Annotated in this window: 18 protein-coding genes; 4 read left to right on the top strand and 14 right to left on the bottom strand. The window is 30.3% G+C overall.

Translation table 11 applies throughout. From position 1 onward, the window contains the following. Positions 1-22: 22 nt before the first annotated feature. Complete coding sequence (locus tag CELLY_RS13315) at positions 23-763, top strand: tyrosine-protein phosphatase (protein WP_013622205.1); 741 nt, start codon at positions 23-25, stop codon at positions 761-763. A 53-nt stretch (positions 764-816) separates the two neighbouring features. On the opposite strand, the gene CELLY_RS13310 is transcribed toward CELLY_RS13315, so the two are convergent. The 4 genes from CELLY_RS13310 to CELLY_RS13295 are packed head-to-tail and all read right to left on the bottom strand — an operon-like array spanning position 817 to position 7,039. Next, positions 817-3,168 (bottom strand): GumC family protein, encoded by a 2,352-nt coding sequence (locus tag CELLY_RS13310; protein WP_013622204.1) that lies wholly within the window; start codon positions 3,166-3,168, stop codon positions 817-819. A gap of 33 nt (positions 3,169-3,201) precedes the next feature. Beyond that, on the bottom strand, positions 3,202-3,975 hold the full coding sequence (locus tag CELLY_RS13305) for a polysaccharide biosynthesis/export family protein (protein ID WP_013622203.1): 774 nt from the start codon (positions 3,973-3,975) through the stop codon (positions 3,202-3,204). 8 nt (positions 3,976-3,983) lie between these two features. Then, on the bottom strand, positions 3,984-5,915 hold the full coding sequence (locus CELLY_RS13300; protein WP_013622202.1) for a polysaccharide biosynthesis protein: 1,932 nt from the start codon (positions 5,913-5,915) through the stop codon (positions 3,984-3,986). After that, the gene (locus CELLY_RS13295) at positions 5,912-7,039 is read right to left on the bottom strand and encodes a DegT/DnrJ/EryC1/StrS family aminotransferase (RefSeq protein WP_013622201.1); all 1,128 of its coding nucleotides are present in this window, start codon (positions 7,037-7,039) and stop codon (positions 5,912-5,914) included. Before CELLY_RS13295 ends, CELLY_RS13300 begins: the two co-directional genes overlap by 4 nt. A 331-nt stretch (positions 7,040-7,370) precedes the next feature. Here CELLY_RS13295 and CELLY_RS13290 point away from each other — a divergent pair, with 331 nt between their 5' ends. From CELLY_RS13290 to CELLY_RS13280, 3 genes are read left to right on the top strand one after another with little or no spacing between them, the layout of a single operon-like run. Beyond that, positions 7,371-8,369 (top strand): SDR family oxidoreductase, encoded by a 999-nt coding sequence (locus CELLY_RS13290; RefSeq protein WP_013622200.1) that lies wholly within the window; start codon positions 7,371-7,373, stop codon positions 8,367-8,369. 4 nt (positions 8,370-8,373) lie between these two features. Continuing rightward, positions 8,374-9,708 carry a UDP-glucose dehydrogenase family protein gene (locus CELLY_RS13285; protein WP_013622199.1) on the top strand — a complete coding sequence of 445 codons (1,335 nt, stop codon included), beginning with the start codon at positions 8,374-8,376 and terminating at the stop codon, positions 9,706-9,708. Positions 9,709-9,723: 15 nt separating this feature from the next. Then, positions 9,724-10,998 carry a nucleotide sugar dehydrogenase gene (locus tag CELLY_RS13280; RefSeq protein WP_013622198.1) on the top strand — a complete coding sequence of 425 codons (1,275 nt, stop codon included), beginning with the start codon at positions 9,724-9,726 and terminating at the stop codon, positions 10,996-10,998. 4 nt (positions 10,999-11,002) lie between these two features. Here CELLY_RS13280 and CELLY_RS13275 read toward each other — a convergent pair whose 3' ends face one another. From CELLY_RS13275 to CELLY_RS13230, 10 genes are read right to left on the bottom strand one after another with little or no spacing between them, the layout of a single operon-like run. Continuing rightward, positions 11,003-12,202 carry a glycosyltransferase family 4 protein gene (locus tag CELLY_RS13275; protein WP_013622197.1) on the bottom strand — a complete coding sequence of 400 codons (1,200 nt, stop codon included), beginning with the start codon at positions 12,200-12,202 and terminating at the stop codon, positions 11,003-11,005. 6 nt (positions 12,203-12,208) lie between these two features. Next, positions 12,209-13,342, bottom strand: coding sequence for a non-hydrolyzing UDP-N-acetylglucosamine 2-epimerase (gene wecB, locus CELLY_RS13270; RefSeq protein WP_013622196.1), 1,134 nt, complete (start codon positions 13,340-13,342; stop codon positions 12,209-12,211). Between the two features lie 25 nt (positions 13,343-13,367). Continuing rightward, positions 13,368-14,504 (bottom strand): polysaccharide biosynthesis C-terminal domain-containing protein, encoded by a 1,137-nt coding sequence (locus CELLY_RS13265; protein WP_013622195.1) that lies wholly within the window; start codon positions 14,502-14,504, stop codon positions 13,368-13,370. Beyond that, positions 14,501-14,950 carry a WxcM-like domain-containing protein gene (locus CELLY_RS13260; RefSeq protein WP_013622194.1) on the bottom strand — a complete coding sequence of 150 codons (450 nt, stop codon included), beginning with the start codon at positions 14,948-14,950 and terminating at the stop codon, positions 14,501-14,503. The genes CELLY_RS13265 and CELLY_RS13260 overlap by 4 nt, the downstream gene beginning before the upstream one ends. Next, a complete protein-coding gene (locus CELLY_RS13255; protein ID WP_013622193.1) occupies positions 14,951-15,955 on the bottom strand; it encodes a polysaccharide biosynthesis protein in 1,005 nt (334 codons plus the stop codon). A 4-nt stretch (positions 15,956-15,959) separates the two neighbouring features. Then, entirely contained in the window at positions 15,960-16,502 is a 543-nt protein-coding gene (locus tag CELLY_RS13250) for a CatB-related O-acetyltransferase (RefSeq protein WP_148228909.1), read from the bottom strand. Further along, complete coding sequence (locus CELLY_RS13245) at positions 16,495-17,559, bottom strand: glycosyltransferase (RefSeq protein WP_013622191.1); 1,065 nt, start codon at positions 17,557-17,559, stop codon at positions 16,495-16,497. The genes CELLY_RS13250 and CELLY_RS13245 overlap by 8 nt, the downstream gene beginning before the upstream one ends. A 9-nt stretch (positions 17,560-17,568) precedes the next feature. Next, positions 17,569-18,780: a UDP-N-acetyl-D-mannosamine dehydrogenase gene (gene wecC / locus CELLY_RS13240; RefSeq protein WP_013622190.1), complete on the bottom strand. Its 1,212-nt coding sequence runs from the start codon at positions 18,778-18,780 to the stop codon at positions 17,569-17,571. After that, positions 18,780-19,901, bottom strand: coding sequence for a non-hydrolyzing UDP-N-acetylglucosamine 2-epimerase (gene wecB / locus CELLY_RS13235; RefSeq protein WP_013622189.1), 1,122 nt, complete (start codon positions 19,899-19,901; stop codon positions 18,780-18,782). The genes wecC and wecB (CELLY_RS13235) overlap by 1 nt, the downstream gene beginning before the upstream one ends. 52 nt (positions 19,902-19,953) lie before the next feature. Next, positions 19,954-20,826 carry a glycosyltransferase family 2 protein gene (locus CELLY_RS13230; protein ID WP_013622188.1) on the bottom strand — a complete coding sequence of 291 codons (873 nt, stop codon included), beginning with the start codon at positions 20,824-20,826 and terminating at the stop codon, positions 19,954-19,956. Positions 20,827-20,849 lie beyond the last annotated feature (23 nt).

Below are 20,849 nucleotides of genomic sequence, written 5' to 3'. Positions count from 1 at the left end.
TACAAAAAAAAGTAAAATTACTATGTTTCATTTTTTTAGTAAAAAATATTTTTTAGTTGATTATCTAGAAGGGTATACAGATATACACAATCATATATTACCTGGCATAGATGATGGTGCAAAAACACCAGAAGAATCATTAGAAATTTTAAGTGGTTTTAAAGATTTTGGTGTAACTAAATTTATATGTACACCGCATATTATGAGTGGTTACTACCCAAATACTTCAAAAAGTATAACAACCTCTTTAGCTACATTACAAAAAGAACTAAAAACTAAAAACATAAACGACTTTACAATAGATATTGCTGCGGAGCATATGGTAGACCCCTATTTTGAAGAGCTTATAGACTCTAAAGAGTATATGTCTTTAAATAATGACTATATTTTAATTGAAATGTCTTTTCTACAAGAGTCAATTAATTTAAAACAAGCTGTTCAGAAGTTAAATAAACTACCTTTATCCCCTATTTTAGCTCACCCAGAACGCTATGCGTTTGCACATAATAAATTTAAAGATTATAACTATTATAAAGAGCTTGGTACTTTTTTTCAATTAAACCTATTGTCTTTATGTAATTATTACGGTCCAGATGTGCACAAAGCAGCTTTAAAACTACTAGACAATAAAATGTATAACTTTATAGGGTCTGATGTACATAACATAAGACAATTAAAAGTCTTAAAAGAAATCAAGCTCCCGCATAAAACAATAGAGTTACTAAAACCTATTATAGAAAATACCAATTACAATTTTGGTTAAAAAAAAGTCCCAGTTTTTCACTAGGACTTTTTAATTTAATATTCTTGGTAACATTATTTTTTAAATAAATGCCACCAACGTTTTTTATTTACTCCATAACCATAGCCATACTTACCTCCATAGCCTAAATCTGCTTCTGGCACATCATTAACTATAAAGCTTAGATTACTAATTTTACCTTCTTCTTTTAAGTGTATAGGGTGCTGAATAACCTTATTTTCTGTAGAACCAGCTCTGGTAACATATAGCAACTGATCTGCATACTTACTTATCAATAATGTATCTGTAACTACAACCATAGGAGCAGTATCTACAATTACGTAATCATAAGTTTCAGATACTTCTTTTAATAATGATTCCATTTTACTGCTCATCAATAATTCTGCTGGGTTAGGTGGAATTTTACCAGAGTAAATAATATCTAATTCAGTTTCACCATAAACTGTTGACTTTACAATATCCTTTATTTTAATATCAGAAGTAAGGTACTCTGTTAAACCTGTATTTTTAGTACGTTTATTTCCTTTTTCTTCTGAAGCATCAAAAAATGTATATAATTTGGGGTTTCTAATATCTGCACCTACCAACAATACTTTTTTACCCGTATTAGCAAATATTAGTGCTAAGTTAGATGCTAAAAAAGTTTTACCTTCTCCAGATACACTAGATGTAACATAAATTACATTATTTTTCTTCCCATTAGTTTTTGACTGAATAAGATAGTCTATATTGGTTCTTAGAATTCTAAAAGATTCTGCTAAAACTGATCTATCATTTTTCTTTACTAATGATGCATTTTTACCCATACTTGGTATTTCTGCCAAAACAGGGGTAGAACCTACTAACTTTTCTAAATCTAATTTATTATGAATTTTGTTATCTAATAAATCTTTAGCATAAATAACTGAAAATGGCACTAGCATCCCTATTATTAAAAAAGCTAATAAAATTACAGGTTTTTTAGGCGAAACAGGAAATTTTGTAGGATTATAAGCCGCATCAATAATCTCACATTTAGGGCTTGTAGATGCCGCTTTAATTTGCGCTTCTTCTCTTTTTCTAATCAAGTACTGATACAAAGCAGCCATATTATCTTGATCTCTAGAAATTTCATTTAATGCTCTAGAATTTCCTGCTGTAGAATACAATCTTGAATTAGATTTTGCCAATTGCTTACTCAAGTTATTTGCTCTAACACTATAATTACTTACAACACTTTTTAAATTAGATACAATGTTGCTTTTCATACTATTCATTTGTTGTGTAAGCTGAATAACATCTGGGTGAGATTCTCCTGTACTCTCCAACAACCTTTTACGTTGCATAGCCAATTGATTATAACTACCAACAGTACCTTGTACAGCATTATTATCTAAATTTGAAACAATTAAACCATATCCAGATTCATTAGATATAGAATTCACCATAGATTCAGCAATATTTAACTGAACAGTGGTTGCTTGTAATTCTTGTTCGCTTTGTGCACTGATATTCATATTTAGATTAGACTGAGAAGCAATATCTGTAATTCCTCTTCCTTCCATAAAGTTTTCTGCAGTAGAATCTATCTCTGTTAAACTAGAATATATTTTAGAGATTCTATTATTTATAAATTCGGAAGTTTTATCTGCTAAATATTTTTGATTTGCAATTGCATTATCATTATACGTCATAATCAACGTATTTAATATATCTCTTCCCTTCTCAGGATTAGTACTATTAATACTTAAGTTAAGTATGCTAGATTTTTTACCTATTTGATTAATATTTACTTTCTTTTTATAAATACCAGCCACATCCTCAATAGGTAGTACAGTAACTCTATACTTTGTACCTATATAATTGTTAATAATATCTTTTTTAGGTGAAATAACTATATCTCCAATTTCTGTATGAATGGTAGTATCAAGTTCTATTGTCTTTGATGGTTCATCTTCAGATTCTGTAAATCCAATTTTAGTATCAGATACTATTTTTATTAAAAAACTACCCTTTTGTTTATAAAGAACCGAATCTAAACTTTTAAACTCTAATGAAAAAGGGTAAGGCGATTGATAAACTTCTGTATCAATAACATTTCCAATGGTTTCTATTTTTATATTTAAACCAAGTCTTTTTACAACCTGCATAAAATTTGATCTGGATACAATAGACTCAATTTCATCTTCAACGTTATTCTTTCCGCCAGATAAAATATCTAAATCCTGAAAAGCACTTAACTCAGAAGATTTCGTGTTATCTTCTACAATTTTAATTTTAGCTGTGGCATTATACTCAGGGATGGAGTATCTAATCTTAAAAAAAGCTAATACTGTAGCTATTATAATTGCTACAGCAAACCATTTCCAATGTTTGAGATACGAATTAATAATTAATTTAAGGTCCATTTTATTATCCGTATTCATTTTAAAGTTGTTCTCCATTAAGCTACAATAATTTTAATTACGTGTTATTAATAAAACAGTAGATGTTATTAAAACAGACGCTATAGATACAATAATTCCTGCTCTACTATCCTGATTAGAAGAATTTATTGCTGATTTATTTGGCTCTACATAAACTACATCATTCTGAGTTAAATAATACGCAGGTGAATTAACCGCATTTTTAGACGTTAAGTCAATTCTCATATAATTACGTACACCATTAAAATCACGCATTACTAAAATATTATCTCTACGTCCTTTAATTTTTAAATCTCCTGCTAAACCAAGAGCCTCCATTATATTAATACGTTCTCCATTAACTTTATATGTACCTGGTCTATTAACCTCTCCGTTAATTGTTACTTCAAAGTTTTTTAAGCGTATGTTGATTATAGGATCCTTAATGTATACCGTTAACTTTTCTCTTAATTCATTTCTTAATTCATTAGGAGATAAACCTGCAACTTTTATTCTTCCTAAGATTGGAAAATCAATCATTCCATCTAAATCTACCAAATAATCTACCTGTTCTGCTGCTATTCCCCCTTCTTGAGCTCCTCTGTATAAATTGAATGGTCTTCCTGCCTCTGGTGTTTTTCCTGAGACAAAAATACCAATTAAATCATCTACCTTAAATTTAGTAACAAAAACATCTTCGTTTACAATAGTTTCGTAATTTAATGCATCCTGAAAATAAACAATGTCTTTTTTTGATGCACATGATATTGTCATCATCACAATAAAAATTGCAACTATTTTTGTTGGTATAAGCCTAGTGATTTTCATAATTGTACTTAGTTAATGTTTGTTAGTATATTTTTTTCTTCCTCTTTTTGTTTTTCAATATCTATTTTGCATAAATCTGAATTACTAGAAATAAATTCAGGAACAATATCCTTCATTAAGCTTATGGTATTAGATTTAAAAAACATATTATTTACACACAACTCATCTATCAATGAGCGAGTTTTAACATAATCTAACTCTCTTACTTTGCTAATCATAATTTTTTTATGATATGTAGGCATTGTATTTTCTCCATTAGCTAAAAGCTCCTCATATAACTTTTCTCCTGGTCTTAAACCTGTGATTTTAATATCCATTTCTTCAGGATATTTTAAACCACAAAGTTTAATCATATTTTTAGCAAGATCAAATATCTTAACAGATTTCCCCATATCAAATATAAAAATCTCTCCTCCTTCTCCCATTGCTCCAGCCTCTAAAACTAATTGAGACGCTTCTGGAATTGTCATAAAAAAACGAGTCACATCTTTATGAGTTACTGTTAAAGGCCCTCCTTTATCAATTTGTTTTTTAAATAGTGGAATTACAGAACCGTTAGACCCCAAAACATTTCCAAACCTTGTAGTAATAAACTTTGTTTTGTTTTCTTGCTGCATACAACTAATATACATCTCTGCTATACGTTTAGTACCACCCATAACATTTGTAGGGTTAACAGCCTTATCTGTAGAAACAAACACAAACTTATCAACATTGTGCTGTATAGATAAATCTGCAAGAACTTTGGTTCCTGCAACATTAATTTTTATAGCTTCATAAGAATTATACTCCATTAAAGGAACATGTTTATAAGCAGCAGCATGAAACACAATATTAGGCTTATACTCATTAAAAAGATAATTCAACCTGTTTTTATCCCTAATATCACCTACTATTGGAAAAAAATTATGATATCCATTTTGTTTTAATTCTTGCTGTAAATCATAAAGTGCAGACTCTGCCTGGTCTATAACTATTAATGATTTGTAATTGTATTTACATATTTGCCTTACTAACTCACTCCCTATAGATCCAGCCCCTCCGGTTACAACTACCACTTTGTCTTTTAATTCACCAGATATTTTAGAGTTTTCAATGTTAATTGGTGCTCTATCTAGTAAATCTTCAATTTGAACTTGCTTTATTTGTGAGAATTTAAGTTCACCGTTTATCCAATCTTCTACAGGTGGTACAATTTTAACTTTTACAGGAAAGTCAACCATACTTTCTACAAGCTCCCTAAGTGCAGTTGGATTAATATTCTGAATTGAAAAAATAACTTCAGAAATACCATTATTTACTAAAAATTCTTCGTTTAAATCATCTTTAGCATAAACATTAACTCCGTTTATACTTTTACCAACCTTTTTACTATTATTATCTACATAACCTACAACCTTAACATTAGATTTAGAGTGGTTTGTAATAGCACTGTGCGTAATAATACCAGATTCACCAGCTCCATATATTAAAACTCTTTTTGTGTTGTGCAAGCTCTTATTTACAATACTATTGTATAAAGACTTAAAAAGGTATCTAGATGCAGATAATGCTAAAAAAGCAATTAAACTGTGTACTATAATAATTTGTAATGGTATGGTTGTCCAGCTAAACAAATCTAGTTTTTTGTTTGCCAAAACCATTAAAATCATTAGTATACTAGATAAACATATTGCATTAAAAATATTATAGACATCCTTAACACCTGTATGTCTAACAACCCCCTTATAAGATCCTGTAATTAAAAAAGCTAATGCTGCAACCACTGCTACAATCGGAATTTGATATGGCAACTGAGCCACATCAAATTCTAATGTTAAGTTATATCTTATTAAATATGATAGAATAAAAGCAACTACCATAATTACAATATCAATTGCTAGAACTAGCCATTTTGAGGCATATCTAGTAACATTATTATTTAAGTAATTCTTAATCATAAAAACTGAGACTTAATTTTATCTACTACTCGATGTAAATCCTTTTTCTCTAAATTAGACCCGCTAGGTAAACAAAGTCCTCTTTGAAAAAGGTTTTCTGAAGTCCCATCCATAAAACTTTCACAATCTGAAAAAACAGGTTGTAAATGCATAGGTTTCCATAATGGACGAGATTCTATATTTTCTTCCAATAAAGCTAATCTAATTTTCTCTCTAACTTCAAACGAAGGTGTTAAAATACAACTTAACCACCTGTTTGAGTAAAAACCATTTGGTTCATTTAAAAATTCGATTTCTTCTATTGAATTTAAATTATCATAATAAAATTGATAATTAGCTCTTCTAGCTGCTACTCTATCGTCCAAAACTAACATTTGTCCACGACCAATTCCAGCTAATACATTACTCATTCTATAATTGTATCCCACTACATTATGCTGGTAATGCGGCGCATCTTCTCTAGCCTGAGTTGCCAAAAAAATTACCTTACTTTTAATTTCCTCTGAATGTGCTACTAATGCTCCACCTCCTGAGGTTGTTATAATTTTATTCCCATTAAAAGAAAAAATTCCAATTGTACCAAAACCTCCACATTTAATATCATTTACAGAACTTCCAAGAGCCTCTGCACTATCTTCTATTACAGGTACCATATACTTATCTGCTACTTCTTTGATTTCTTTTACCTTGTAAGGCATTCCATATAAATGAACAGCAATTATAGCTTTTGGTTTCTTTCCCTTCTCAATACCATCTTTAATGGCCTTTTCAAGTAAAGCAGGAGAAATATTCCACGTATCCTTTTCACTATCTACAAAAACAGGGTTAGCTCCCAAATACTTAATAGGATTTGCAGAACCAGAAAAAGTAAAAGTTTGACAAATTACATTATCACCAGTAGTAACACCTAATATTTCTAATGCCAAATGAATGGCTCCAGTACCAGAGCTTAAAGCAGCTACATAAACATCTTGATTAACATAACTAGAAATAGCATTTTCAAAAAATGTTACGTTAGGTCCAAGTGGAGCTATCCAATTGGTATCAAAAGCTTCTTTTACAAATTCTTGCTCTTTTCCTCCCATATGAGGAGAAGACAACCATATTTTACTTTGTTCTGGCATAGTGTTTATTAGCTAGTATTAATGTAATTTAAAAACTAAACATCAAAATCAAATTTATTGCAATTTTACTCAACATTGCATAACTATAGTATTAATTCGGTAAACATGTATTTAAATCGATTAAATACTTATTTGAGGCATTAGAAAAAGTATCATAATCTTCAATAAAATAAATTAATAAAAAAACCAATATTTTTCAATTTTAAAATTAGTAGTTTCTGTTACGAAGACAACAGTATAATTTAACAATTCATCGGAAAATATCATTTTTTAAACAAAAAAATAGTTTCTTCGTATTCTTTAACCATTTATTCATTCTTCAAAAAATCAAATGAACATAAAATCATTAAATTTAGATTCTAACTTACATATATTAGTCACTGGAGGCGCTGGTTTTATTGGCTCAAACATCTGTGAGTCATTATTAGCTAACGGTAACAGAGTAACCTGTCTAGATAATTTTGCTACAGGAAAAAAAGAAAACATATCTCACCTACTAAAGCATAAAAATTTTAGTTTAATAACCGGTGATATTCGTAATATAAATGATTGTAAAGTAGCTTGTAAAAGTGTAGATTTTATATTACATCAAGCAGCCCTTGGTTCTGTTCCAAGATCCATAAATGATCCTATAACTAGTAATGATGTAAACGTATCTGGCTTTTTAAATATGTTAGTTGCAGCCCGTGATGCAAAAGTAAAAAGATTTGTTTTTGCTGCCAGCTCATCTACTTATGGAGATTCTACAGATTTACCTAAAATAGAAAATGTAATAGGTAAACCTTTATCTCCCTATGCAATTACTAAATATGTTAATGAATTATATGCAGATGTATTTTCAAAAACTTATGGTATGGAAACTATAGGCTTGCGTTACTTCAATGTTTTTGGAAGAAAACAAGATCCAAACGGGGCTTATGCGGCAGTAATTCCAAAATTTGTAATGCAATTTATGTCTCATAAATCTCCAACCATAAATGGAGATGGATCTTTTTCTAGAGATTTTACGTATATAGATAATGTAATTGAAATGAACGTTAGAGCACTAACAACAAATAATAAAAAAGCCCTTAATACAATATACAATGTAGCTTATGGAGAACGAACAAATTTAAATGAGTTAGTTAACTTATTAAGAGATAACTTAAGTGAGTTTGATCCAAAAATTAAGGACATAAAAATTGAATATGGCGCAACAAGACAAGGAGATGTACCACACTCTTTAGCGTCAATAGAAAAAGCAAAAAATCTATTAGGTTACAATCCACAATTTGACATAAAAAAAGGATTAAAAGAAGCTGTAACTTGGTATTGGAATAATTTAAAATAGTAAAATGAATTTAACAATTATAGGAACTGGGTACGTTGGTTTAGTTAGCGGAACATGTTTCGCAGAAATGGGTAACAATGTTACCTGTATTGATATTGACTCAAAAAAAATTGAAGGTTTAAAAAATGGTATTATACCAATATATGAACCAGGGTTGGAATCCATTGTAAAACAAAATATTAAAAACAAAACACTACACTTTAGCACCGACCTAAAAGATAGTTTAAAAAAATGTGATATAGCATTTATTGCCGTAGGCACACCAATGGGGCAAGATGGTTCTGCAGATTTAAAATATGTTTTACAAGTAGCCAAAGAAATTGGTGAATATATGACAAGTTCTTTAATTGTAGTAGACAAATCTACCGTTCCTGTAGGCACTGCAGACAAGGTAAAAGCTACAATACAAAAAGAATTAGATAACAGAAATATTGACTTAAGTTTTGATGTAGTTTCTAACCCAGAGTTTTTAAAAGAAGGAGACGCTATAAGTGATTTTATGAAACCCGATAGAGTTGTTATAGGATCAAATTCAGAAGAAGCAACAAAAATAATGCGTCAGTTATATAAGCCTTTTTTCCGAGTAACTACAGATAGAGTTATTGCTATGGATGTAAGGTCTGCTGAAATGACCAAGTATGTTGCTAACGCTATGCTTGCTACAAAAATATCTTTTATGAATGAGATAGCTAATATTTGCGAAATAATAGGTGCAGATGTTAATAAAGTAAGAATAGGAATTGGGTCTGATAGTAGAATAGGTTATAGCTTTATTTATCCTGGAAGCGGTTATGGAGGATCTTGCTTCCCTAAAGATGTAAAAGCTTTACAGAGAACAGCTCAAGAACATGGATATTCACCAAAGTTAATTGAAGCTGTTGAAGAAGTAAATGACAAACAAAAACTTGTTATTGCTAACAAAATAATTGAAAAATACGGTACAGATTTAAAGGGAAAAACATTTGCTATATGGGGTTTATCTTTTAAACCTGGAACCGATGATATGCGAGAAGCACCAGCTATTTATATTATAAAAAAACTTACGGAAATGGGAGCAAAAATTCATGCATATGATCCAAAAGCAATGGATGAAGCTAAACACTTTTACCTTAAAGATGTGAAAAACATAGAATATTTTAGCTCTAAATATGAGACTCTAAAAAACTCTGATGCTATGATTCTTTTGACAGAGTGGAAAGAGTTTAGATCTCCAGATTTTGAAGAATTAAAACTACAACTAAAAGAGCCTATAATTTTTGATGGTAGAAATCAATACAATGATGAACTAATGAAGGGTAGAGGGTTTGAATATTACCAAATAGGAAAAAAGACAATTTAATTACGAAAAATAATTATGCAAAAAATTGCAATCATAGGTCTAGGTTATGTAGGTTTACCTCTAGCCCGTTTATTTGCTGTAAAGTATCCAGTAATTGGTTTTGATATTAATAAAACTAGAGTTGCAGAGTTAAAATCTGGAGTTGATAGCACTTTAGAAGTTGATAATTCTACTTTAAAAAAAGTGCTCTCAGAGAATATTAATATGAAAACAGGTTTATTTTGTAGTGATAATAAAAAAGATATTGAAGACTGTAATTACTATATAGTAACAGTTCCTACTCCTGTAGACAAAAACAATAGACCTATATTAACACCCTTATATAAATCCAGTGAAACAGTAGGTAAAGTTTTAAAAAAGGGAGACACGGTAATTTATGAGTCTACGGTATACCCTGGGGTAACAGAAGATGAATGTGTACCTATTTTAGAAAAGTTTAGTGGTTTAAAATTTAATGTAGACTTCTTTGTAGGCTATTCTCCAGAGCGAATAAATCCTGGAGATAAAGAACATACTGTAGATAAAATATTAAAAGTTACATCTGGTTCTACTCCTGATGCTGGAAAAAAAATAGATAACCTATACAAATCTGTTATTACAGCTGGTACACATTTAGCACCAACCATTAAAGTTGCTGAAGCAGCTAAGGTAATAGAGAACTCTCAACGTGATATTAATATTGCCTTTGTTAATGAGTTAGCTAAAATCTTCAATTTAATGAATATTGACACAAATGATGTACTGAAAGCTGCTGGAACTAAATGGAATTTTCTACCCTTTAAACCTGGTTTAGTTGGTGGTCATTGTATTGGTGTAGATCCATACTACTTAGCTCAAAAGGCTCAAGAATATGGCTATCATCCAGAAATAATATTAGCCGGACGACGCCTAAATGATGGTATGGGTAATTACATTGCTTCTGAAATTGTAAAACTTATGATTCAGAATGACATTAAAATAAAAGGAGCCAACATATTAATTCTTGGAGTTACTTTTAAAGAAAACTGTCCAGATGTACGTAATACAAAAGTTGTTGATGTCATAAGAAATTTAACATCTTATAATGCTAATTTAGACATTTACGACCCTTGGGCATCACCTGAAGAAGTTCTAAAAGAATACAATCTTAACACAACACAAGAAATACCTAACAAAACTTATGATGCTATAGTGCTAACTGTAGCTCACAAGGAATTTTTAACTTTAGACATAGAAAAACTTAAAAATAAGGATGGTATAATTTACGATGTAAAAGGTCAATTAAAAAAGAATGTAAATAAAAGACTATAAGTTTTTAACTTATAGTCTTTTCTAATATTGTATTGTAAGCATTATCAGGCAACAAATTATTTTTCATATAATCATAACCATGTTGCCCCATAGTCCTTCTTAAATCAGGATTGTTATATAGCAACAATAATTTATCTTTAAGCTCTCCCGTTTTTCCTGCCTCAGCCCATAATCCAGAATTTATTTCTTCTAAGATAGTTCCAAAATCAGTTTGTAGATCAACTGAAGCCAAAACTGGAATTTTATTACCATAATAAGATAATACTTTAGATGGAAAATTCGGAATTGTAAAATCCTCACTTAAGGATATTAATCCAACATCTGCTATTCGTAATAAATTATTATAATCTGCTTTAGGTAATTTATTTTCTAAAATTACATTTGGTAACTTTAGTTCTTTAGCCATATTAAATATTCGCTCTTTTTCAGTTCCTGTCCCTATAATAAAAAAGACTATTTCTGGGTAATCTAAACAGTTCTTTGCTAAGTTTACTATATTCTCTAATTTTTGTGGTTTTCCTATGTTACCTCCAAAAATTAAAATAAACTTATCTTTTAAACCATATTTATTTACCAATGAATCCAATTGAATTTCTTCCTTATATACTGGTAAATTTTCCCAATTAGGTAATAAATGAAGTTTTGAGAAATCCATATTTGGATTATGTTCCTTTACATAATTTACATTTGCAGGAGACATACACCCAATAGCGTCAGAAACAGTATAAAGTGCTTCTTCTTTTTTTCTAAAATAATTATGTAAAAGACCTTTATCCTTCATCATTCTTAAATCAACAGCATTTTGAGGAAAAATATCTCTTAATATTAAATACAGTTTGCCGCCAGTCTTACTCTTTAACCATGCTGCTACTGAAGTTAAAGTTATGGGTGGGGTTGGCATCAAAATAAGATCAAAATCTAATTCTATATTATTATTTAAAAGTGCTTTTTTATATTGCCTGGCTAACAACAAGTTAGCAATACCTTTCTTTATTGCTCCAACATTAAAAAGGGGTAAAGTTTTTACTCTTAAAACACTTACTCCTGCCTCTTTTCTTAAACCTATATCTTCTTTATTAACTGCTGGGGCCAACACTAACACCTCATGACCGTTTTTATGAAATTCATAAATAAGATCTGTGTAAATATTTGTAGATTTTGATGCATCTGGAAAACCAAGTGCTAGAAAAATAATTTTCTTCATTTTTGCTTATTTACGCCAAACTACTCTGTTAATATAATCTACGTAAGATATAATTATACGCACTACCTTTTCACTAACGTTTGGCATAGAATAATCTGCCACTTGTCTAAAATTACGTTCAGGATTTCTTTTCTGAACCTCTAGTGCTTCCAACCCTTGTAAAATACGCTCTGGGTTTAAGCCTACCATCATTACTGAAGCTTCTTCCATAGCTTCTGGTCTTTCATGAGCTTCTCTTATATTTAAAGCATTAAAATTTAATATAGAAGACTCTTCAGATATCGTTCCACTATCAGATAAAACAGCAAATGAGTTGTATTGTAATGCGTTATAGTCTGAAAAACCCAACGGTTTTAAGAACTGAATATTTTTATGAGTTTCCATTTTTTTTGCATCTAACATATTTCTTGTCCTAGGGTGTGTAGATACAATAATAGGATAGTCATATTTTTCTGCTATTAGGTTCAAAGAAGTAATTAAACCTTCAAAATTTTTAGGGTTACTAATGTTTTCTTCTCTATGAGAAGAAACTACAAAATATTTTTGTTTCTCTAAACTTAACTTTTCTAATACATTTGAAGCTTCAATTTTTGATCTAAATTGATCTAAAACCTCAAACATTGGACTACCTGTTTTTATTATTCTGTCTGCAGGTAAACCTTCTTTTAATAAGTACTCTCTAGCAATATCACTATATGTTAAATTAACATCTGCTACGTGGTCTACTATTTTACGGTTGGTTTCTTCTGGCACGCGCTGATCAAAACACCTATTACCAGCTTCCATATGAAATACTGGTATTTTTCTTTTTTTAGCAGGTATTGCACATAAACAAGAATTGGTATCTCCTAAAACTAAAAATGCATCTGGATTAACCTCTTCTAAAACTGGGTCTATTTTTATTAAAATATTCCCTACTGTTTCTGTTGCATTTTTACCTGCAGCGTTTAAAAAATGATCTGGTTTTCTAATTCCTAAATCATCAAAAAATATTTCATTTAATTCATAGTCATAGTTTTGTCCTGTATGCACAAGTACATGATCTATGGCTTGGTTAGCATCTAATGCATTTAAAACACATGCTAATCTTATTATTTCTGGTCTGGTTCCTACTACAGTAAGTACTTTTAGCTTTTTCAATTTTTTAAATTTTAATTAGATACTATTATACGTTTACAAAATATGTGTCTGCATCTTCAGGGTTGTAAGGTTCATTAATCCAAAATAATGTAATTAATTCATCCTCTCCTATATTTTTTATATTGTGCGTATACCATATAGGCATATCTACGTAAGCAGGCTCTTTACCATCTAGGTAATAATCTATCACTTCATCTGTGCCAATTTTACGTAATTGTATAAGTGCTTTTCCACTAATTACAGCAAAACGCTCTGCTTTTCTGGTATGAAAGTGGTTTCCTCTGGTTATACCAGGAACAGTAGTAGAAAATGAAAATTGTCCACTGGTTTGAGTTCTAGCAATCTCTACAAAACTACCTCTTGGGTCAGTATGTTTTGTATATTTTACAGGGTAATGATCTACAGGAACGTAACAGCGAAATGTATTAAACAATGCTTTTTCAAAGGTATCTTCTAAACTAGGAAAAATACCATTTTCCATATAGTCTCTTTTATACTGTTTAAGTAAATTAAGTATTTCCGAAACCTTTTTGGTATGCGGTGCAACAATATTAACTTCAGAAGCATTTTCACTAATATTTATAGTGTTTTCTGCTTTACCAGTTATAGCCTTAATTATAACAGCAACTAATTCATTGATATAAATTAAGTTTACATCACTATCATTAATAATTGTAGGTTCTTCCCCATGTGCAACTTTATAACAAAATGTAGCTACAAAAGAATTGTAATTTGGTTTTCCAAAAGGACCAAAAACATTTGGTATGGTTAAAGAAGTAAATTTACTTTTAGTACTATTGGCCCACGCTATAAACTTACCCTTCCCTTCTTTCTTAGATTTACCATAAAGGTTGTCTTTTGTTTCTTGCGAAGAAGAAGAAAATAAAATATGAGGAGTTACATTTTTATTTTTACAAGCTGTAAGTAAGCTATCTACTAAAGCAGTATTTGTATTGTATATAACATTGGCATCTTCATGCCTGTTCATTGCTGCTAAATGAACAATTACATCACATGATGCTACAAAATCCTCTAATTTGTCTTGTTTAGAAAAAAAAGCTCTTTCAAAAGGTATTAGCGTTACACCTTCATCAAGAGATAAAGTATTGTACAGGTGGTTTCCAACAAAGCCAGCCTGACCAGTAATTCCTATTTTTATCATGGTAGTGTTTTTAAATTATTATTTATAGGCCATTCATTTAAAGAAAATCTAAAATCATCAGCAACAGATTCTTCTACAGAAAAATTAGAAAATACTAACAATCTAGAATTCTCTTCTTTTGCTTTAAAAGCAGTTGCATAACCACCAGTTATATGTAATACAGATGGAGAATTAGAACTTAAATTAAATTCTTTTACGTGATGTTCTTTTTCAGAGTCATTATAAAAATATGGTAATGGCGCTAAATAAACTGTAAAAGAACCTGCAGAGCAATAGAACCACTTGTGTTCTTTACCATGCCCCTGCCAACCTCTTACATTTTTTATAGATGAAGGAGAAATTTCATACATTCTAACAACTTCTTTAAGATTAAAATCATTAAAGAAATTTAGTTTTCCTCTCTCATCTATATGAGAATTACCTTTTATAATATTATGTGCAATCATTTACAGATTATCCTTAATATAGTCTAAATTTAATAAGGTATTTTTAAGTTCTTCGTTAGTTAACCTTGTAGTATTATGAGAGTGGTAATCCTCTATAGTACTAATATCTGTTTCTCCTTCAGAGAAATAACGGCTATAGTTTAAATCTCTATTATCAGCAGGGATTCTGTAAAATTCTCCCATATCCTCTGCTTTTTGCATTTCTTCACGAGTACATAAGGTTTCATATAATTTTTCACCATGTCTGGTTCCAATAACCTTAACCTCATTATCTACATTGTAAATCTCTTTCATTGCATTAGCCAAATCACCAATTGTACTAGCAGGAGCTTTATTTACAAACAAATCTCCTTGATTACCATTTGTAAATGCAAAAATTACCAAGTCTACAGCATCCTCTAGAGACATTAAAAAACGAGTCATATTAGGGTCTGTAACTGTAAGTGGTTGCTTTTCCTTTATTTGATTCACAAATAATGGTATTACAGAACCTCTAGAGGCCATTACATTACCATACCTTGTTAAACAAACAATTGTGTTATTATCTGGTATATTTCTAGAAGCTGCAACAGCTACTTTCTCCATTAAAGCTTTACTAATACCCATAGCATTAATTGGGTAAGCAGCTTTGTCTGTACTTAAACAAATAATACGTTTTACATTATTAGCAACAGCAGCATCTATGGCGTTTTGTGTACCAAAAACGTTAGTTTTAGTAGCTTCCAATGGAAAAAACTCGCATGAAGGTACTTGTTTTAAAGCTGCAGCATGAAAAACATAATCTACACCTTTCATAGCTCTATTAATACTATCAAAATCTCTTACATCACCAATGTAAAATTTAACTTTTTCGTTCTTTAATGTATTACGCATATCATCCTGCTTTTTTTCATCTCTAGAAAAAATGCGAATTTCTTTAATATCTGTTTCTAAAAAACGATTTAATACTGCGTTTCCAAAAGAACCAGTACCTCCTGTTATTAATAATGTTTTTCCTTTAAACATATTACTATTTTTTATTTTTAGTATAATTTATATCTACGCTTTGTTTTTTCAACATTTTCTTGTGCAAAGAAATTTCTTGCTCATTAAAACGCATTTTTAAAAACTTAGCAGGATTACCTGCGTATATTGAATAGGGCTCAGTGTCTTTCGTTAATATTGATCCAGCAGCAATAATACAACCATTTCCAATTTTGACCCCTGCCATAATACATACGTTAGCTCCTATCCATACGTCTTCTCCAATAATTGTACTTGGCATTTGTGGTCTTCCTGAAAAAATAATAGGTCTTTCAGGGTTATTAAAAATATGATCACCCCCCAATATACTTACGTTAGGTGCTAACATAGAGTATTTGCCTATTTTAACTTTAGGAGGTAATACACTATTTTTACCAACATATGAGAATTTATCAGCAATTAAATCACTTGATATTGATCCTTTTCCTCCCAAATAAAAAGTCGAATCTACATTTTTAAGATCATAAAGACCTCTAAACCATATCATCTTTAATTTCCTGTATAAAAATCGTACTGAGAATTTATTCATTATTTAAAACCCATTTAATAGAATTAGAAATACCTTTAGCCATATCTTCTGGCTTACGATGTTGATCATAAAAAGATTTAGCTTTTTTTCCCATTTCAATATATTTATCTGGGTTTTCAGATATATCTAAAATGATAGACTGAAGCTCATCATCATTTTCATATAAAAGACCAGAAACACCATTCTCTATATTAAATATCTCTCCTCCAGTAATCGCGTTTTTCTTTGATATATAAGGAACTCCATAACCCATACTTTTCAAAACAGACAACCCTGCTTGACCTGGAGAGATACAAGCTATTGCTGAACTAAAGTATTTTTTTAAGATTCCCTCATCAAATATTTTTCCTCTTAAAAAAACCTTATGAGATAAATTCTCTTTTTTTATCCAATTAGTTATGTTATCAAACTCATCTCCTCCTCCAATAATTTCAAGGTTAGGAAGCGCTTTATTTTTTTTATATGCAATGTGATAACTATCAAGAAGTTCATAAATTTTCTTCTGCTTATATAAAGTGCCAATAAAAAGTAAGTTTTCTCTTTTTATTGACTCATCTATTTCATCAACATAAACTGTATTGTTTGCTACGTGTAACTTATCTTTTTTAAAACCCTCCTTGACATATAAAGGAATAGGGTCTTTTGAATAAAATAATACTGCATCCGTTTTTTTCATCAAAAAGAACCTTACTTTATCCCAAATACTCTTTTCTCCATAACTAGATTTGTACGATGCCCTTACTCCTATTCCCCAAAGTATTAATTTATAGGATTTATTTTTAATAAATAACAATTTAACAAGACTTAGCCATCCAATATCACCATAACCAATTACTACATCATAGTTTTCGCAAATTTTATGTAGAGAATCATTATGAATATAAAACCTAGATAAAAATTTTTTCCCAGGAAATTTGACTACTTTAAAATCTACATCTTCATCAAAAGAGTTGTCTATTGAATAAGAAACCGTTAAGTCATATTCCTTACTCAAAAGATTGAAAATAGGTATTCTATATGGCCAAATTCTGTTATATATTATTAATACTTTTTGCATATGACTTTATTACTTATTAACACCAGCAAAATCAAGAATAATTTTCTCATTACTTTGAGGTAAGGTTGAAAATTCTTTGTGATTTACCAAGTAAACTATAATATCTGCCTTTTGATAAGCCTCTGTATAATTTGTTAATTTAAACACATTATGTTCTTGTATATTTGGCTCTACAATATAGTACTCCTCATTATTAGCATTTTGTAGTACACGTTGTGCAATATACTTGGCAGGAGATTCTCTTAAATCATCAATATTTGGTTTAAAAGCTAGTCCCATTAAGGCTATTTTAGGCTTTCTTCCAAAGTCTAATTCAAATTTAAGCTTTGTATTTTGTACTTTTTCTGCACACCAAAATGACTTGTAATTGTTTACCTCCCTAGCAGTACCAATAATTTTAGATTCCATTGGATAATCTGACACTATAAAATATGGGTCTACTGCAATACAGTGACCACCAACACCACAACCAGGCTGCAAAATATTTACTCTTGGATGTTTGTTTGCTAAATTAATAAGCTCCCAAACGTTAATATCTGCCTTATCACAAATTAATGAGAGTTCATTTGCGAAAGCAATTTGTACGTCTCTTGATGAGTTTTCTACTAACTTACACATTTCTGCAGTACGTGCATTTGTTTTATGTAACTCACCTTTTACATATTTAGAATAAAAATCTAGCGCCCTTTGTGTAGACTTTTCATCTATACCACCAATAACTCGGTCATTAAAAACCAATTCATGCATAACATTGCCTGGCAATACTCTTTCTGGACAATATGCTATATTTAACTTCCCTTTTAATTCTGGTCTTTTTTCATATATAAAATTCATCATTTTTTCTGTAGTTCCTACAGGTGATGTGGATTCTATTATATATAAATCATCTTCTTTTAATAAATTTAAAATAGCTGATGTTGCCGCTTGTACAAATGAAATGTCTGGCTCATTTTTATCTTTAAAAGGTGTTGGAACCACTACAATATATGTATTAGCACCAACTGGTTTAATATCTGCCTTTAAAAAACCTTTAGAAACGGCTTCTTTTACTGCTTGCCCTAAATCTGGTTCAACAATGTGTATTTCACCTCTATTAATTGTATCTACTACAGACTGGTTAATGTCTACTCCATAAACATATGCTCCACCTTGGGCAATTAATGCTGCTGTTGGAAGGCCAATATAACCTAAACCAATCATTACTACTTCTGGATTCTGCATTATTTTAAATTTCCTATAAATTCTACAATTCTTTTACAAGCTTCTCCATCACCATAAGGATTGTGAAGCTTACTCATTTCATTATATTTTGAGGTATTCTCTAACAAGTTTTGCGCCTCAAAAACAATTTTATCTTTATTAGTACCTACTAATATTACAGTTCCTGCATCTACAGCTTCTGGTCTTTCAGTAGTATCTCTCATAACCAAAACTGGCTTACCTAAACTTGGAGCTTCTTCCTGCACTCCTCCACTATCTGTAATAATTAATTTAGATTTATTCATTAACCAAACAAATGCTGGGTAAGCAAGCGGATCAATTAAATGTACATTTGATAAACCACTTAAAATTCTTTTAACAGGCTCCTGTACTTTAGGATTTAAATGAACCGGATATATTATCTGTACATCTTCATTTTTTGAAGCTATCTCTTTTAATGCTTCACAAATATTAATAAACCCTTGTCCATGATTTTCTCTTCTATGGCCCGTTACCAATATTATTTCTTTAGAAAAATCTATAGTCTTTTTTAGGCTCTCAATTTCTTCATCTACAATAGTATCTACCTTAGATACACTCTCTAATAAAGCATCAATTACAGTATTACCTGTAACCAAAATACTATCTTTATGAGTATTTTCCTTAACTAAATTATTGAAAGAATTTTGAGTTGGAGCAAAATGATAATCTGCAATTCTACCTGTAACAGTTCTATTAATTTCTTCTGGAAAGGGTGCATATTTGTTAAAAGTACGTAATCCAGCCTCTACATGACATACTTTAGCACCAGCATAAAAAGCAGCTATACTAGAGCCCATAGTAGTTGTGGTATCTCCGTGCACGTAAACAAAATCTGGATTATAAGATTCTAAAACTGGCTGTAAACCAGTAATAATTGAAGCTGTTAAACCATATAAATTCTGCCCTGGTTTCATTAAGTTTAAATCATAATCAGGTGTAATTTCAAAAAAATCTAACACTTGGTCTAGCATTTCTCTGTGTTGGGCTGTAACACAAACTTTTGTTTCAAATAATTCTGATTTTTGAAACTCTTTAACCAGTGGAGCCATTTTTATTGCTTCTGGTCTGGTACCAAAAATTATAAGGTTTTTTTTCTTCATCTATCTAAATGGTCTATGTGTTTTACTAATATCTATAAGTAGAATAAATTAACTATTTTCTTAATATTTTATTTTTGTAAATTTTCGGGAAAACTACCTTAAAATACCCCATAATAAACACAAGTGGTAAACGGTATAAAAAATGATTTTTCATATACACCAAATGCGATTTAAAATCAAAGCCTATAGGGTTATATAGCATTTTTAACCGCTCACTTAAAGGTAAGGTTACAAACTTGGCGTATTTATCTATATGGTCATTTGTGCAAGTACCTAAGTAATTGGCTGCTAACAATACAGGAATATTATTTTTTTTAGCCTTTAAAGTGTAATCAAAATCTGCAAGCCCGTGTACATAACCATCAGAAAGACCTCCTATTTTCTCTACAGCATCCTTACTTGCAAGCAATATATTAGCATTACCAAGTTCGCAGGCTTGGGGAAATTCTCCATTAGGGATTAATTTTTTATAGTTCCCTTTAAATTTATTAGTAAATACACTGCCTCCATAAGTCATCTCATTAGTATCTTCATCTAATGTTGCACCAATATACACCCCTCCTTTACCATATTCTTGAATACAATAATTATGAGTTTCAAACAAATCAACTAAAAAATTAGAATACGGTTTAGTATCATCATTCAGTAATAAATAGGCGTCATAATTATTTTTTAATGCTGCTGACCATGAATTTCTCATACCACCAGCCCAATATAAATCACCACTTCCTTTAAGTAATTTAACTGCAGGAAATTGTTTTTTTACTGCTTCTGAAGTACCATCTGTTGACCCATCATCTGTTAAATACACAGACATAACCACGTCTTTATTTAATACTTCTTTGGCTTTATAAAGAGACTCTAAAGCTGCTAAAGACTTTTCTTTTCTGTTAAAGCATGTTAATAAAACAGCAAAATTTTGCATAGCTATTTTTAAATAAAATTATA

Source organism: Cellulophaga lytica DSM 7489 (assembly GCF_000190595.1).
GTDB classification, from domain to species: domain Bacteria; phylum Bacteroidota; class Bacteroidia; order Flavobacteriales; family Flavobacteriaceae; genus Cellulophaga; species Cellulophaga lytica.
The sequence above is the reverse complement of the archived record's forward strand: the minus strand, read 5'-3'. Positions and strand labels throughout refer to the sequence as shown.

What these genes read in the sequence shown, in the direction of transcription:
- CELLY_RS13315 (WP_013622205.1), top strand. Translation starts at nt 23, where the DNA reads ATGTTTCATTTTTTTAGTAAAAAATATTTTTTAGTTGATTATCTAGAA.
- CELLY_RS13310 (WP_013622204.1), bottom strand. Translation starts at nt 3,168, where the DNA reads ATGAATACGGATAATAAAATGGACCTTAAATTAATTATTAATTCGTAT.
- CELLY_RS13305 (WP_013622203.1), bottom strand. Translation starts at nt 3,975, where the DNA reads ATGAAAATCACTAGGCTTATACCAACAAAAATAGTTGCAATTTTTATT.
- CELLY_RS13300 (WP_013622202.1), bottom strand. Translation starts at nt 5,915, where the DNA reads ATGATTAAGAATTACTTAAATAATAATGTTACTAGATATGCCTCAAAA.
- CELLY_RS13295 (WP_013622201.1), bottom strand. Translation starts at nt 7,039, where the DNA reads ATGCCAGAACAAAGTAAAATATGGTTGTCTTCTCCTCATATGGGAGGA.
- CELLY_RS13290 (WP_013622200.1), top strand. Translation starts at nt 7,371, where the DNA reads ATGAACATAAAATCATTAAATTTAGATTCTAACTTACATATATTAGTC.
- CELLY_RS13285 (WP_013622199.1), top strand. Translation starts at nt 8,374, where the DNA reads ATGAATTTAACAATTATAGGAACTGGGTACGTTGGTTTAGTTAGCGGA.
- CELLY_RS13280 (WP_013622198.1), top strand. Translation starts at nt 9,724, where the DNA reads ATGCAAAAAATTGCAATCATAGGTCTAGGTTATGTAGGTTTACCTCTA.
- CELLY_RS13275 (WP_013622197.1), bottom strand. Translation starts at nt 12,202, where the DNA reads ATGAAGAAAATTATTTTTCTAGCACTTGGTTTTCCAGATGCATCAAAA.
- CELLY_RS13265 (WP_013622195.1), bottom strand. Translation starts at nt 14,504, where the DNA reads ATGATAAAAATAGGAATTACTGGTCAGGCTGGCTTTGTTGGAAACCAC.
- CELLY_RS13260 (WP_013622194.1), bottom strand. Translation starts at nt 14,950, where the DNA reads ATGATTGCACATAATATTATAAAAGGTAATTCTCATATAGATGAGAGA.
- CELLY_RS13255 (WP_013622193.1), bottom strand. Translation starts at nt 15,955, where the DNA reads ATGTTTAAAGGAAAAACATTATTAATAACAGGAGGTACTGGTTCTTTT.
- CELLY_RS13250 (WP_148228909.1), bottom strand. Translation starts at nt 16,502, where the DNA reads ATGAATAAATTCTCAGTACGATTTTTATACAGGAAATTAAAGATGATA.
- CELLY_RS13245 (WP_013622191.1), bottom strand. Translation starts at nt 17,559, where the DNA reads ATGCAAAAAGTATTAATAATATATAACAGAATTTGGCCATATAGAATA.
- wecC (WP_013622190.1), bottom strand. Translation starts at nt 18,780, where the DNA reads ATGCAGAATCCAGAAGTAGTAATGATTGGTTTAGGTTATATTGGCCTT.
- wecB (WP_013622189.1), bottom strand. Translation starts at nt 19,901, where the DNA reads ATGAAGAAAAAAAACCTTATAATTTTTGGTACCAGACCAGAAGCAATA.
- CELLY_RS13230 (WP_013622188.1), bottom strand. Translation starts at nt 20,826, where the DNA reads ATGCAAAATTTTGCTGTTTTATTAACATGCTTTAACAGAAAAGAAAAG.